This is a genomic window from uncultured Helcococcus sp. (genome assembly GCF_946998255.1).
GTDB lineage: Bacteria > Bacillota > Clostridia > Tissierellales > Peptoniphilaceae > Helcococcus.
On record NZ_CAMPYN010000007.1, the window covers coordinates 17,439 to 32,755 of the forward strand.

The 15,317-nt window shown below is 30.7% G+C and carries 14 protein-coding genes; 12 read left to right on the forward strand and 2 right to left on the reverse strand.

Annotated elements, in window-relative coordinates; all coding sequences use genetic code 11:
* The first annotated feature begins 65 nt into the window (after window positions 1-65).
* The 6 genes from Q0U66_RS01290 to Q0U66_RS01315 all read left to right on the forward strand — a co-directional run bounded on the left by Q0U66_RS01290 (window position 66) and on the right by Q0U66_RS01315 (window position 5,873).
* On the forward strand, window positions 66-2,696 hold the full coding sequence (locus Q0U66_RS01290; RefSeq protein ID WP_297376668.1) for a valine--tRNA ligase: 2,631 nt from the start codon (window positions 66-68) through the stop codon (window positions 2,694-2,696).
* A 21-nt stretch (window positions 2,697-2,717) separates the two neighbouring features.
* Window positions 2,718-3,254 (forward strand): hypoxanthine phosphoribosyltransferase, encoded by a 537-nt coding sequence (hpt, locus tag Q0U66_RS01295; protein ID WP_297376671.1) that lies wholly within the window; start codon window positions 2,718-2,720, stop codon window positions 3,252-3,254.
* 1 nt (window position 3,255) lies between these two features.
* Window positions 3,256-3,990 carry a class I SAM-dependent methyltransferase gene (locus Q0U66_RS01300; RefSeq protein WP_297376673.1) on the forward strand — a complete coding sequence of 245 codons (735 nt, stop codon included), beginning with the start codon at window positions 3,256-3,258 and terminating at the stop codon, window positions 3,988-3,990.
* Between the two features lie 68 nt (window positions 3,991-4,058).
* Window positions 4,059-4,262 (forward strand): cold-shock protein, encoded by a 204-nt coding sequence (locus Q0U66_RS01305; RefSeq protein ID WP_297376675.1) that lies wholly within the window; start codon window positions 4,059-4,061, stop codon window positions 4,260-4,262.
* Window positions 4,263-4,329: 67 nt separating this feature from the next.
* Window positions 4,330-5,211 carry an Hsp33 family molecular chaperone HslO gene (gene hslO, locus Q0U66_RS01310; RefSeq protein ID WP_297376678.1) on the forward strand — a complete coding sequence of 294 codons (882 nt, stop codon included), beginning with the start codon at window positions 4,330-4,332 and terminating at the stop codon, window positions 5,209-5,211.
* A gap of 8 nt (window positions 5,212-5,219) precedes the next feature.
* A complete protein-coding gene (locus tag Q0U66_RS01315) occupies window positions 5,220-5,873 on the forward strand; it encodes a trimeric intracellular cation channel family protein (protein ID WP_297376680.1) in 654 nt (217 codons plus the stop codon).
* A 48-nt stretch (window positions 5,874-5,921) separates the two neighbouring features.
* On the opposite strand, the gene Q0U66_RS01320 is transcribed toward Q0U66_RS01315, so the two are convergent.
* The gene (locus Q0U66_RS01320; RefSeq protein WP_297376682.1) at window positions 5,922-7,109 is read right to left on the reverse strand and encodes a glycosyltransferase; all 1,188 of its coding nucleotides are present in this window, start codon (window positions 7,107-7,109) and stop codon (window positions 5,922-5,924) included.
* Window positions 7,110-7,215: 106 nt separating this feature from the next.
* Between Q0U66_RS01320 and Q0U66_RS01325 the strand changes: the two genes are divergently transcribed.
* Complete coding sequence (locus Q0U66_RS01325) at window positions 7,216-7,914, forward strand: hypothetical protein (protein WP_297376684.1); 699 nt, start codon at window positions 7,216-7,218, stop codon at window positions 7,912-7,914.
* 198 nt (window positions 7,915-8,112) lie between these two features.
* Window positions 8,113-9,753: an ABC transporter ATP-binding protein gene (locus Q0U66_RS01330; RefSeq protein ID WP_297376686.1), complete on the forward strand. Its 1,641-nt coding sequence runs from the start codon at window positions 8,113-8,115 to the stop codon at window positions 9,751-9,753.
* Window positions 9,754-9,828: 75 nt separating this feature from the next.
* Here Q0U66_RS01330 and murC read toward each other — a convergent pair whose 3' ends face one another.
* On the reverse strand, window positions 9,829-11,211 hold the full coding sequence (gene murC / locus Q0U66_RS01335) for a UDP-N-acetylmuramate--L-alanine ligase (protein WP_297376687.1): 1,383 nt from the start codon (window positions 11,209-11,211) through the stop codon (window positions 9,829-9,831).
* A 128-nt stretch (window positions 11,212-11,339) separates the two neighbouring features.
* On the opposite strand from murC, the gene glmU reads away from it, so the two are divergent.
* From glmU to Q0U66_RS01355, 4 genes are all read left to right on the forward strand, one after another.
* A complete protein-coding gene (gene glmU, locus Q0U66_RS01340) occupies window positions 11,340-12,713 on the forward strand; it encodes a bifunctional UDP-N-acetylglucosamine diphosphorylase/glucosamine-1-phosphate N-acetyltransferase GlmU (protein WP_297376689.1) in 1,374 nt (457 codons plus the stop codon).
* The gene (locus Q0U66_RS01345) at window positions 12,713-13,696 is read left to right on the forward strand and encodes a ribose-phosphate pyrophosphokinase (RefSeq protein ID WP_297376691.1); all 984 of its coding nucleotides are present in this window, start codon (window positions 12,713-12,715) and stop codon (window positions 13,694-13,696) included. The genes glmU and Q0U66_RS01345 overlap by 1 nt, the downstream gene beginning before the upstream one ends.
* On the forward strand, window positions 13,696-14,268 hold the full coding sequence (gene pth / locus Q0U66_RS01350; protein WP_297376693.1) for an aminoacyl-tRNA hydrolase: 573 nt from the start codon (window positions 13,696-13,698) through the stop codon (window positions 14,266-14,268). The genes Q0U66_RS01345 and pth overlap by 1 nt, the downstream gene beginning before the upstream one ends.
* 1 nt (window position 14,269) lies before the next feature.
* A partial coding sequence (locus Q0U66_RS01355; RefSeq protein WP_297376695.1) for a hypothetical protein occupies window positions 14,270-15,317 on the forward strand: 1,048 nt, incomplete at its 3' end.

Sequence of the window (15,317 nt, forward strand, 5' to 3'; positions counted from 1 at the left end):
AGCTCTATAAATAATATAATTACAGATAATATAATTTTAGGTCGAACACGATATTTGGAGGAAAAATGAGAAATTTAGATAAAAACTATAATCCTAAATCTTATGAAGATAGGATATATAGAGAATGGGAAGAAGGGGGATACTTTACACCTGAAGTAGATAAGTCTAAGGAGCCCTTTACAATAGTCATGCCTCCACCAAATGTTACAGGTAATCTACATATGGGGCATGCTCTTGTTTCTACTTTACAAGATATAATGATTAGATATAAGAGGATGTCAGGTTATTCAACCCTATGGTTACCAGGTACTGACCATGCTTCTATAGCTACAGAAGCAAAAGTAGTAGAAAAAATTAAAAATGATGGAAAATCTAAAGAAGAATTAGGTAGAGAAGGATTTTTAGAAGAAGCTTGGGCTTGGACTGAAAAATATGGTGGAAATATAAATAAACAATTGAGAAAAATAGGAGTTTCTGCCGACTGGTCTAGGTCTGCTTTTACCTTAGATGAAAACCTTTCAAAAGCTGTAGAAGAAGTATTTGTAAATATGTATGATGATGGTTTGATTTACAAAGATAAGAGAATCATTAATTACTGTCCTGTATGTAATACTTCATTATCAGACATTGAAGTTGACCACGAAGAAAATGAAGGTAAAATTTGGTATTTTAAATATCCATTAAAAGATTCAGATGGATTTTTAACTATAGCTACAACAAGACCTGAAACTATGCTGGGTGACTTGGCAGTTGCTGTAGATCCTACTGATGAAAGGTATGAAGATTTAGTTGGAAAGACTTTGATCTTACCTCTAGTAGGAAGAGAAATACCTATAATAGCAGATGACTATGTTGACAAAGAATTTGGTACAGGTGCTGTAAAGATAACTCCATCCCATGACCCAAACGACTTTGAAGTGGGTAGAAGACATGACTTAGGCCAATGTGTAGTTATAGAAAATGATGCTACCATATCAGAAGGCTATGGTAAGTTTTCTGGCTTGGACAGATATGAAGCTAGAAAGTTAGTTGTAGAGGAATTAGACAAACTTGGACTTGTAGAAAAAATTGAAAAAATCAATAACTCAGTTGGACACTGTTCAAGATGTGGTACTGTAATTGAACCTCTACTGTCAGACCAATGGTTTGTAGCCATGGAAAGCTTAGCCAAACCAGCCTTGGATGCCTATAAAAAGGGCGAATTAAAAATCATTCCAGAAAGATTTGGAAAAATATATGTAAACTGGTTAGAAAATATTAGGGATTGGAATATCTCAAGACAATTATGGTGGGGACACAGATTACCTGTTTACTACACTGAAGATGGTGAAGTAATAGTTTCTAAAGAAAAACCTGATGAAAAAGTATATGGAAAGCTAACAAGAGATCCGGATACACTAGATACTTGGTTCTCATCAGCCTTGTGGCCATTTTCAACGCTTGGTTGGCCTGATACAGATTCAGAAGATTACAAATACTTTTTCCCAACCAACGCCTTGATTACAGGATACGACATTATATTCTTCTGGGTGATTAGAATGGTATTTTCTTCCTTATATAATACTGGAAAGCTTCCATTCAATACTGTTTACCTAAATGGTTTAGTAAGAGATGCCCAAGGTAGGAAGATGTCTAAGTCACTAGATAATGGTATAGACCCATTAGATGAAATTGATAAATATGGGGCAGATGCTTTAAGGATGAATTTGGTTTCAGGAAATACTCCTGGAAATGACATGAGATATATCGATGAAGAAGTTAAAGACAAGAGAAACTTTGCCAATAAATTGTGGAATGCTTCTAGATTTATCTTTATGAATATGGAAGAAGATAAGACTTATGAGTTAAATAGAGATAAGTTAACCATAGAAGACAAGTGGATTATTTCAAGGATAAATACCCTAGCAAAAGAAACCAATAGACTTTTAGACCAATATGAAATGGGAATAGTTGCAAGTAACCTGTATGAATTTATTTGGTTTGAATTCTGTGACTGGTATATTGAATTTGTTAAAAATAGATTGCATGAAGAAGGAGAAGATAAGGATAATGCTTTAGGAGTTTTACTATTTGCTTTAGATAAAATATTAAAGCTTTTACACCCATACATGCCATTTATAACTGAAGAAATATATTCATTCATACCTGGCAATGATGAACTAATCATACTAGCTGAATATCCAAGATATTCGGAAGAAAATGCATATGAGTATGAAGAAAAAGCCATATCAAAATTGATTGATGCTATTACTTCTATTAGGTCAGAGAAAAAAGACCTAAATGTTCCAGATAAAAAAGAAACAAAGTTGTTTATTAGTACTGCTAATGAAGAAACTAAGAAGATATTCTCAGAACTATCTGCAAACTTAAAATCATTAGCTAAGGTAAATGAAATTGAAATTATCGATGAAAATTCAAGTTTAGAAAATGTAGCAACTATAGTAAAAGATGATTATAAATTATATTTGTCTTTAGAAGGGCTAATAGACTACGAAAAAGAATTAGCTAGGTTAGAAAAAGAAAAGAAAAATATTGAATCAGAACTTAATAGGGCTAAGGGTAAATTAGCAAATGAAAAATTCACTTCAAAAGCTCCTCAAAAATTAGTTGAGGCTGAAGAAGAAAAAGTAGAAAAGTATTCTAAGATGCTCACAGAAGTTGAAAAAAGTATTATAGAAACTAAGAGTAAATTATAATTAACTAAATTGGAGGAGAAAATGGAGAGAAAAAAGCAAGTTCTATTTAGCAAAGAAGAAATCGCCGAAACAGTTAAAAGAATGGGCCAACAAATAAGTGAATCTTACGGTGATGAGCCTATTGTTGCTATATCTTTATTGAGAGGAAGTTTTGTTTTTGCAGCAGACTTAGTAAGAGAAATAAAAACTCCGACTAATGTTGATTTTATGACAACTTCTTCATATGGTGATGATGAAGAATCTTCAGGTAGGGTAGATATAGTTCACGATATAAGAACTGAAGTAGAGGATATGCATGTTTTGATTATTGATGATATTTGTGATTCAGGGCATACCTTGAAAGCTATCAAAGAACATATATTGAAAAAGAATCCTAAGTCTGTGAAAACAGCTGTATTCTTAGATAAACCAGATAGAAGAAGGGTAGAAATTTATCCTGAATTTAAGGGTCAAATTATAGATGATTTATTTGTAGTAGGCTATGGGCTAAATTACGGTAACTATTATAGAAACTGTCCTTATATATTTACCTTTGTAAATCCTAAAGATGATGAATAAAATGTACCGTAAATTTTCTGATTTTTATGATGAGCTCGTATTTGATATAGACTATAAAAAATATAGCCAAAATATTATTGATATATTAAATGAAAATAATATTCAAACAGGAAATTTACTTGAAATAGCTTGCGGTACAGGCAATTTAACACAAAGATTAGCAGTTAATAAAAATTTTAAAATAACTGCCTTTGATTATTCAGATCAAATGCTTAACCATGCTTATAACAAGCTAATCGACCATGATAATGTAGACCTTTTACATTTTGATATGTATAGTTTTCCGTATGACAAATTTGAGTTTGATGCTATTATTACTTTATTAGATGTTATCAACTATATTTTAGATGATAAGAAGCTTAAAGACTTATTTACTAAAGTGTATGATGGGTTAAAAGATGGTGGAGTTTTTATATTTGATATAAATTCCAAATATAAACTACTAGAAGTTTTAGCAGATAATACCTTCGTATATGAAAGAGATGATATTTTCTATACTTGGGAAAATCAATTAGATGGAGAAGAAGTTAATTTTGATTTAAACTTTTTTATAAAGAATGATGATGGATCTTATTCAAGATTTGAAGAAAACCAAGTAGAAAAATACCATTCTATTGAGAAGATAGAAGGAATCTTGCGAGAAATAGGTTTTAAAAACATTTCATATAAAGATGAAGATGGTGGACCATACAAAAAAGATAAAACCCAAAGAATATTATTTCATGCTGTTAAATAATTTATACTTTTATTCAAATGTATGTTAAGATATTAAGGTAGGCAAACTACAAAGATATGGAGGGAAAAATGACAAAAGGAACAGTAAAGTGGTTCAATGCTACTAAAGGATTTGGTTTCCTAACTACTGAAGATGGTCAAGATGTATTCGTACATTATACTGCTTTAGAAGATGATGGTGAATTTAGAACTTTAGATGAAGGACAAGCAGTTGAATTTGAAATTGTTGAGGCTGAAAAAGGCCCACAAGCTTCTAATGTAGTTAAATTATAATTGAATTATTGGAAGTGAAAAAGAGGCTAGTAAATAGCCTCTTTAAATTTTTTAAGAGGAATTAATTATGAGAAATTATGTTATAAGAGCAATTAATAAAAATAAGACTATTAGATTTTTAATTGGACAAACTACAGGTATGGTTCAGGAAATTAGAGATATCCATGAATCTTCTGCCACAGGATCAGCGGCGATGGGACGTCTAGCTACTATAGCCAGTATGATGGGCCTAGCAAGTCTTCAAGATGACCAAAGTCTTACCATATCTTTTGATGGTAAGGGACCTGGTGGAAAATTAGTTGCAGTTGCTAATGCAGATGGTTTTGTAAAAGTAACCGCTACTAATCCTCAAGCAGATCCAGAATCAAAATATCCTGGTAAATTAGATGTAGGATCTTTTGTTGGTAGAGATGGAAACTTATCAGTTGTAAAAGATTTAAAGATGAAAGAGCCATATGTTGGACTTTCTGAAATTGTTACTGGTGAGATAGCAGAGGATATGGCAAATTATTTCTTTTATTCAGAGCAAACACCAACAGCTATTGCCTTAGGTGTTTTAGTAGATAAGGACCTTTCTATCAGGGCTGCTGGTGGGATCTTTATCCAAGTTTTGCCAGATGCAAGTGAAGAAGACTTAGTTAAATTAGAAGAAGCAATTAAAGAACTAAAACCGGTTTCTGAATTGATTGATGGTGGTTTAAGCCCAGAAGAAATATTATCAACTTACTTTTCAGAATTTGAAACAGAGATTATAGCTACAAATGAAGTAGGCTTATATTGCGATTGTAGTAGGGAAAGGATTGAAACTGGTCTAGAATCAATAGGTAAGAAAGAGTTAGAGCATATCCTTGAAGAAGATGGACAGGCAGAAGTCGTATGTGATTTTTGTAAAAAAACATATCTCTTTAATAAAGAGGATTTAAAAGAAATGATAGATAATGCAAGATAGAGGTAACCATGAGCAGTTTTCTAACTTTTGTAGAATACATAGGTATAATAGCCTTTGCTATATCTGGAGCTTTAGAAGGTATCAAGAAAAGATATGACTATTTAGGTGTTGTGATATTAGGTATAGTTACCTCAACAGGTGGAGGGGTGATTAGAGACCTCATTTTAGGGATCACCCCACCATATTCTTTAAGGTCTGGTATCAATATTTACCTAGCTATTGTTGTAGCTACTATAGTTTTCATAGTAAACTTACTTGATGATAATGTTAACCGTTGGACTATAAATAAATTATTTGATGAGACTTTGGTTTTAACTGATGCCATGGGACTTGCAGTATTTGTAATAACAGGTATGCAGGTAGCTTACAATATATCGAATTCTTATTCTGCAATTTTATATATATTTGTTGGGACTATATCAGGTGTTGGAGGTGGTATCATTAGAGATATGCTGGTAAGTAACACCCCTTATATTTTTGATGGACATATATATGCTTCAGCTGCAATTATAGGTTCAACAGCTTATCATTTATTGACTTATTATACTGAATTACCAGTTAGGTTAGTTATGATATTTTGTATAATATTAATATTTGTAATAAGAATGATTTCATACCACTTCAATCTAAACCTACCTAGGGCAACTAGGATCATAAAATAGAATAAATAAAAAATCCAAAATTTATTATCAATTTTGGATTTTTCATTATTAATTATTTTTTTCATTTATAGCTTTTTCATACAAGTCTAATAAAGTCTCAGCTTGTTTTATATTGTTATTATTCTCAATATATGCTAAAGTAGTTTTTTTTAGTTTAGCTTCTTCTTCTGCAGAAAAGTTTAATACTTTATCTAAAAGATTTTTAAAATCTTCCTTATCTTCCCATGTATAACCATTTAATCCTTTTCTTATTTGACTCTCATTAGGAACATCTAATTTTATAAGGGCTGGTAATCCTGACGCCATACCTTCAAGCATGGATATGGAATGCATTTCTGAAAGAGAAGCAGTTGTGTAATAATCCATAGCGGATAGATATAGTGGAATATCGGTATTATCAACAGGTCCAAGACATATAATCTTATCTTCAAGATTTTTTTCTTTTATCATTTCAGTAATGCTTTCTAAATCAGGACCTTTTCCTATAATAAATAATTTTGCTTTGTCAGCATCGACATTGGCATAAATAAAGCTTTCTACTAATTCTTCTATATTTTTTTCTTTACCGATTCTACCTACAAAAACTAGAGCTTTTGTAGAATCTGAAAGCTTATACTTTTCTCTAAAATATTTTCTAAATTGATCTTTTTCTATACTAGGTAAAAACTTTGAATTATCTATAGTATTTTCAATAACATAAACTTTTTTGTATATATTTTGTCTGTCAAGATAAGCCTGTGCCTTATAAGATGGGCTAGTTATTATATCAGCTGATTCAGGTAGTTTTTTCAAAAATTGATCTGATAATTTTTTCGAAATTTTTTCAAATAAAGGATTTCCAGCCTTCAAACCTACATAAAATAAAAATCTATCATATTCACTATGAAGAGTATAAACTAAAGGTATATTATATATTTTTGCAAACTTTCTTCCGCTTAATCCAACTCCAAATTCATTTTGAGCATGAATAATATCAGGATTAAAGTCAACTACTTCTTCTAAGTGACTAGGACTTACTGGCATGGAAATTCTGTAATTATATATTTTCTTTAGTTCTATACCTGGCAGATATAAAACTCCATCTTTCAATATTTTTTCTTTTTGTTTTTCTGACCCCACAGTTACAACTAAAACTTCGTGTCCTAAAAGCTCATAAGTATCTTTAAGCATCTTAGTTTGTGTTGCAACACCATTTATATATGGTGGGTAGGTTTCGGTAAAAAATGCTATTCTCATAATTTCCTCCATTTGTGATATTATAACATATTTAAATAGTGAATTAATTAAGAATTTATTAATATTATATTAAATGCTATACTTAGCTTATAAATAAGGAGGGGACATGATCAAAACTATTAGACATAATGATTTACAAGTAAAGATAGATACCTTAGGAGCCTATATAACAGAATTTAATAAGTCTGGTGAAAAAGTTTTTTATCCTAAGAAAGAAATAAAAGTAGGGAATAGTAGTAAATTAAGAGGTGGAAACCACGTGTGTCTTCCTCATTTTGGAGTATCAGAAAAAATAGATCAAAGTAATCATGGCTTTGCTAGAAGTTTGGAATGGGATGTTGTGGAAGAAAGCGATCATAAGCTTATACTAACTTTACAAGCATCGGTAAAAGACTATGACCACATGAAAGCTAGTCTAGAATACAATCTTGAAGATAGCGCTTTTATAAGTAAGTTAACAGTAGAAAACCTAGGAGAAAAATCCTTTAACATAAGTCCAGCCTTTCATCCTTATTTTGCTTACAAAGATGTAAATAGCTTGAAAGTAAATGGAGAAAAATTAGAAATAACTGACCAAGTAAGGGACAGTCTATTTATAGGTCAAGTAGAGGAAATAGAGATTGATGGCAAGAAAATAATATTAAAAAATAAAAATTTAAACAAATATGTAATTTGGACAGATGAATTAGATAAATATATATGTATTGAACCAACCTATAATTATGATGCATTAAATAAAGACCTAGATTTGATCCAAGTTGATAAGGGGGAAATCAAAGAGTTTGAATTTATAATAAAATTATAATTTATAGTTGAGAATAAAAATTAGATAATAACTGTAAAATAATTATTGACAAATAATAAACGATAACGTATTCTTAATATAAATGTTATTAGTTTTTTTTGATAAATATACAATTATAAAGAGAAGTGAATAGTGTATAGTTATATATGACCTTCAAATCAAAGCTAACAATAAAATTTATTCTTAATAGGAGTCCAAATGAATAAAATAATAGATAGAAAAAGCTTGAAAAAATGGAGTACACTTGCGATATTGGTTTTCACAATCACAAAAGTATTGTCATTATTGCCTCCATTAATTATGCAAAAAGTAATCGATGTGTACATACCAAATCAAGATATTAGAGGGATTATTTTTGGAATAATTTTATTTGTAAGTATCCCTGCTATATATATCTTGTCGCAAATTTTATTTAATTATTTTTCAATAAAGTTTGCAAGAAATAAAGGGAATGATATAGCCATGCAGATCACAAAAAATTTAGTAGACCAAGACTTAGAATTTTTTGATAGGCAAAATTCTGTAGAATTAGTTACAAATTCTAGTAAGGAAGCTACAGGATATATAAACTTTTATATTTCGGAACTACCTATGTATTATGGTTACATATTTATTTCAGTTATTATACTAATTATCTTATGTACATATTCACCATATATAGCCTTGGTCCAGCTTTTATTTATACCGCTAGCTATTTGGCCTATAAGAAAGATGACGGGTACAATTCAAAATCAAATAAATAGGGTCATGGAAAACAATGCTAAAATATCTCAAAAAAGAGTTGATATTTTTAAAGCGATAGGACTTGTAAAATCCTATAGGTTAGAAGATGAAAAAATACAAGAAGTTGCAGAGATAAATGCAGACACAGCTTCTATATGGGGAAAAGTTGCAGCTTTGGACTCTACTTCTGGCATTTGGATTTCAGGATTTTTATCCATGCTATTTACAGGATTAACCTTCACCTTGTCAGCTTTATTTATCGTTAAAGATTGGGGGAATTTAACTACCGGGGCTCTAATATCAATTATTTCCTATACAGCTATGCTATATGGTTTTATAGATATAATTTTTAAAATGCAAATTAATAAACAAAAGCAAGATGCTGAATTTTCTAGATTGCTAGAATATATAGATTTAAGTGGTGAAAGCCAAGCAAATGAGCACAAGAGACCATTAGTGTTAAATAAAGATATAAGCTTAGAAAATGTTTCTTTCAAATATCCTGATTCTGAAAAAGAAATATTAGAAAATGTAAGCATGAATTTTGAAATAGGAAAATGGACTGGTATTGTTGGGAAATCGGGCATAGGAAAATCGACCATATTTGACTTGCTTTTAGCTTTTTATAAAACTGACAAAGGAAATATCTTATTTGATGGGGTAAATATAGAAGAAATCTCAAGTTTTTCTATTCGAGAAAACATTACAAGAGTTTATCAGGATATATTTATGTTCCCAGGCACTATAAGGGAAAACTTGCTTCTAGGTAAGAAAAATATCAGTGATGATAAATTAGAAGAATGCTTAAAAATAGCTAATATATATGATTTTGTAAAATCCTTAGAAAATGGTCTAGATACCAATATCGGGGAAGCAGGTAAACTAATTTCAGGTGGCGAAAGGCAGAGATTAGCCTTAGCTCAAGCCTTGATAAGAGGAAATAAAGTCTTACTTTTAGATGAAATAAGCTCCAATATAGATATTAATAGTGAAAATATAATAAAAGAAAATCTGAATAAACTAGTAAGAGAAGATGGATACACAATTATATCTATAAGTCACAATAGCAATTTCCTAGAATACGCTGATAAATGTTATGATTTAAATAAGATGTAAAAAATATCAAAAATAGAGCTAAAGACATGCCTAGTTAGGTTGATCTTTAGCTCTATTTAATTTCAAATTTTTTTATTAAGAATTTGCAATCATATCAGCTAAGATATGAGTATTACCTGCACCTAAGGTAAGTACAAGATAATTTTCATCTATCTTATCTTTTAAGTAGTCTACAACTTCTTCAAATGTAGACAAGTACATAGCATTTTCACCATTTTCCTTCAATTTTTCTACCAAATGGCTTGAATGGATAGTTGGATCAAATTCTTCCCTTGCTGGATAAATATCTGTAACAATAGTCAAATCTGAATCATAGAAAGCCTTTGAAAAATCATCTAGTAGGGCCTTGGTCCTTGAAAACTCATGAGGTTCAAAAACAGTAATGATTTTTCTATCTGAAAATGTCTTTATAGCATCTAAGGTTGTCTTTATTTCTACAGGGTGGTGGCCATAGTCAGTGATTACAATTGCACCATTTTTTTCTCCTATAGTTTCAAGTCTCCTATGCAAGGTCTTGTATTCAGAAATTGCTTTTTTAATAGTTTCTATATCAATACCATTTTCATAGGTAGTGATGATTGCTGCAAGAGCATTATAAACATTGTGCTTACCAGCAACATTCAAATTAAATACTTCATCTTTGCCATCTATATTTATAACAAATTCACAATGACCCAATTCATTTAACTTATAGCTTTTTACATAGTAATCAGCCTTGTCATCTTCAAGTGAAAAGCTTATTGTCTTACCCTTGATATGTTCAAATAATCTTGATGTGTTTGGATCATCAAGGTTGATAATTGCCTTAGAATTTTCATCTAAATTTTTCATATAGCCAATGAAAGTTTCAACTATATGGTTTAAATCTTTAAAATAATCTAAATGGTCTTCATCAATATTTAATACTATGGCTGTTGATGGATAAAAGTTCAAGATGTTAGCCTTGAATTCGCAGGCTTCTGTAAGCAAAATATCAGAATCTCCAACCTTCACATTTCCATCCATTTCATCTAAGTCACCACCTAAAAGTATGGTAGGATCTTCATCTGAATTTAACAAGATTTTTGCAATCATGGAAGTAGTAGTAGATTTACCATGAGATCCAGAAACAGCTATTGATCTATCAAAGTTTCTCATCAAGGCACCCAACAAGACACCTCTTGAAACTACTGGCTTACCAGTTTCTCTTGCTGCTACAAGCTCTTCGTTGTATGAAGGTATAGCATCTGTGTAAACAAATAAGTCTTGGTCGCTAATGTTATTTTTGCTTTGACCGATATAAATCTTTATTCCTTCTTTAATTAAATTATTTACGTGTGGATTTTCTTTCCTATCTGATCCACTTATTTGGTATCCTTTAGTGTGTAAAAGCATTGCTATACCAGACATGCTGATTCCACCAATCCCTATAAAATGTATTTTATTAAAGTTTTTATCTCCAAAATCAAATCTAAACATATTTTACCCTTTTCTAAATTATTCGGTACTATAATATCACAAAAAACTAAGTAATTAAATAATAATTTTACATAGTTAGCAATTGTTGTATAATTAGAATGAATGTTAGTAAAAATAAGTGAGGTGCAATGAATAAGGTAATTATTTTGGCTGCTGGAGAAGGTACCAGAATGAAGTCAAATATTTCAAAAGTATTACATAAATTATGCAATAGACCTATTCTTTCTTATATGATAGACGCTTCAATTGAGTCCAAAGTTGATGAAGTGATTGTGATTGTAGGAAATAATGAAGACCAGGTCAAAGAGGCCTTTGGAGACAAGGTAAAATATGTAAGACAAGAAATAGGTGAAGGTATTCCGTATGGTACAGGATATGCTGTAAAATTAGCAGAAGATTTTATTGGTGACAATGATAATATTCTAGTTTTAACAGGAGATGTTCCTTTGATAAGTAAGGAAACAATAGTTGGACTTATGGACAAACATAACAAGGAAAACAATCTTGCTACTGTATTGACAGCAGATTTTGAAGATCCTAGCGGCTATGGCAGAATTGTAAAAAATGAAAATGGTCAGTTCCAAAAGATAGTTGAGCATAAGGATTGTAGCCCTGAGGAGTTAGAAGTAAAAGAAATCAACTCAGGTATCCAAGTATTTAATGGTGAAAAGTTGAAGTATGCATTAAATAAATTAGATACCAATAATTCTCAAGGTGAATTATACCTAACTGATGTCTTTGATATTTTACAAGAAGAAAAAGGTAAGATAGATACATATAAATTAAGTGATAATGAAGAAATAATGGGCATAAATGATAAGATTCAATTAGCTCAAGTGGAAAAAGTAATGAGAAGAAGAATCAATGAATCTTACATGAGAGATGGAGTTATCTTAGAAAATCCTGAAACCATTACTATTGAAAAGGGTGTGAAAATTGGTAGAGACACTATTATCGAACAAAACACCAAGATTTTAGGCAATACTGAAATTGGAGAAAATTGTTTGATTGGTATGAATACTAGAATAAATGATGCGAAAATAGGAAATAATGTAACTATATTCTCTTCATTTATTGACCAAGCAGTAGTTGGAGATGGATCAGATTTAGGACCATTTGCAAGACTTAGACCAAAGGCTGAATTAAAAGAAAATGTACATGTTGGAAACTTTGTAGAAGTAAAAAATGCGGTTTTAGACGATGGTGTAAAAGCAGGTCACTTAGCCTATATAGGTGATGCGGATGTAGGAAAGAGAGTTAATGTATCATGTGGAGTGATATTCTCTAACTATGATGGTAAAAATAAATTTAGGTCAACAATTGGAGATGATGCCTTCTTAGGTGCTAATGTAAATATAGTGTCTCCTATAAATATTGCAGATAAAGGTTTCTTAGCTGCAGGATCTACAATTACTAAAGATGTAGCAGAGGGTGAATTAGCAGTAGAAAGAAGTGAGCAGAAAAATATTAAAGGTTATTATACAAGAAAGTTTGGTGAATAATGGAAAAGACAATGTTTGATGCACAAAATGAAGTAGTTTTATATACAGGATCCTCAAATAAAAAATTAGCTAAAGATATATCAGATGAGCTTGGCTTAAGACTAGGAAACCTTACCATAAGCAGATTTGCTGATGGAGAAATACATGTAAGGATTAACGAAACTGTAAGAGGTAGAGATGTATTCTTAATACAACCTACTTCAGAACCTGCTAATGAAACAATCATGGAGACTTTAATTATAGTTGATGCCTTAAGAAGAGCTTCAGCCCATAAGATAAATGTTGTTATGCCTTACTATGGCTATGCTAGACAAGATAGAAAATCAAAGGGGAGGGAACCAATTACAGCTAAGTTAGTAACAAACTTGATTGAAGCAGCAGGTGCTGACAGAGTTGTTTCAGTAGACTTGCACGCTGCACAAATCCAAGGTTTCTTTGATATTCCTTTTGACCACCTTACAGCAAGACCAGTTATAGCTGAATACTTTGAAAAAGTTATAGAAGAAAATAATGAACATGACTGGGTAGTAGTTTCACCAGACTTAGGTGGGGTAACAAGAGCTAGACTTTTAGCTGACGTTTTACACTTACCAATCGCTATTATTGAAAAGTTTAGACCAAGACCAAATGAGTCAGCTGTACTAAATGTTATAGGTGAATTTAAAGGTAAAAACTGTATAATCATCGATGATATCATTGATACTGCAGGAACCATTGTAAATGCCGTAGAAACCTTGAAATCAGAAGGGGCAAAAGATGTATATATAGCAGCTACACACGGTGTATTATCAGGTTCAGCTTTAGAAAGAATAAACAATTCTTCTGTAAAGGAATGTATAATTACAGATACAATATTCCACGAAAATATTGAAGAAGAAAATGAAAAAATTACTGTTTTATCTTTAGCACCAATGATAGCTTTAACTATAAAGAGTATAGTAACTTATACATCTGTATCAGATATAATGAAAGATAAGAAATAATGTATTTAATTGTAGGTTTAGGAAATCCAGGTAAGAAGTATGATAAAACAAGACACAATGTAGGTTTTGATGCTATAGATTTACTAGCAGACTACTTTGCCATTAATATAGATAAGGTTAAATTTAATGGCGTATATGGAGAAACCAGATACAAGGGTGAAAAAATAATATTACTAAAGCCAGAGACATATATGAATGCCTCTGGCGATTGTCTTGTCCAATTTGCTAATTATTTTGGCGTAGATGAAGAAAATATAATAGTTTTAGTTGATGATATTGATATAGAATTTGGTAGTGTGAGAATAAAGAGAAATGGATCTCCAGGAACTCACAATGGGCTAAAGTCTATAGTTGAAAGACTAAAAACTAAAAACTTTCCAAGGGTAAAAATAGCAGTAAATCAAAAACCTTCATACATGAATTTAGCGGACTTTGTCTTATCTAGATTTTCAGATGAAGAAAGAAAAATTGTAGACCAAGAAATAGAAATAGCTAGGGATGCTGTTATTAAAATAATTGAAAATGGTATAGACCAAGCTATGAATGAAGTAAACTCTGTAAGGTTAATATAGTATGCAAATTAAATCATTGAATAATTTAATAGAGGCTATAAAACAGGATAAAAAGTTTATATATAATTATGGATTAATAGATGAAGCTACAGGTCATTTTATTTATGAGTTAAGACAAAATATAAAAAGACCTGTTTTTCTTGTGCTTAATAATGACAACAAGGCAAGAGACTTGTATGAATCTTTTACTATAAATAATATACCAGTTTCTTATTTACCAGCCCTATCAACAAATTATCAATTGTTGCAAGATTTGGACTTTACTAATAGAAGTCATAGGATGAAGTCCATCATAGAAATGATTTCTGGAGAAAACCCTATAATCATTACTTCTATCAATGGACTTAGGCGTAAGTTATCAAGTGTAAAATCTTTTAAAGACCATTCTTTTCTTATAAATTTGGATAGTGAAATTGAATTAGAAGACTTGGTCAAGAAATTAGTAGACCTGGGTTATGAAAAGAGGACCATGGTCCAAGCCAAGGGAGAATTTTCTGTAAGGGGAGATATAATAGATATCTTCCAAGTCCATGAAGAAAAGCCTACTAGGATTGAGCTCTTTGATATAGAAGTTGACTCTATTAGAAAATTCGATATAAATACCCAGATATCCATAGACACTATAGATGACTATACCATATATCCTATGTCTGAAAATTATATAGATTATAAGAATAAAGATAAGATTATAGTAAAAATAAAAAATGATTTAGAAAAGTCTAAACAGCTTTTATCAGACCAAGCATATGTAAGGGCAGAGGAAAAATTTGCCAGAATTATAGAAAATATAGAATATGAAAATCCGGTCGATAATATTGAATTATTGATCCCATATTTAGAAGAAAATTCATCTTCAATATTTGAATATTTGCCAGAAAATGCTTTGGTAATTTTTGATGATATTACAAAAGAAATCCATGAGGCAAAAGAGATAGAAGCCTTCAATATGGAAGACATTGAAAATAGGATAGGTAATGGTGAGCTTTTATCTAGTCACAGAAGGATTTATTATAACTTTGACGACTTAATCAAAAACATCGATAAGACCA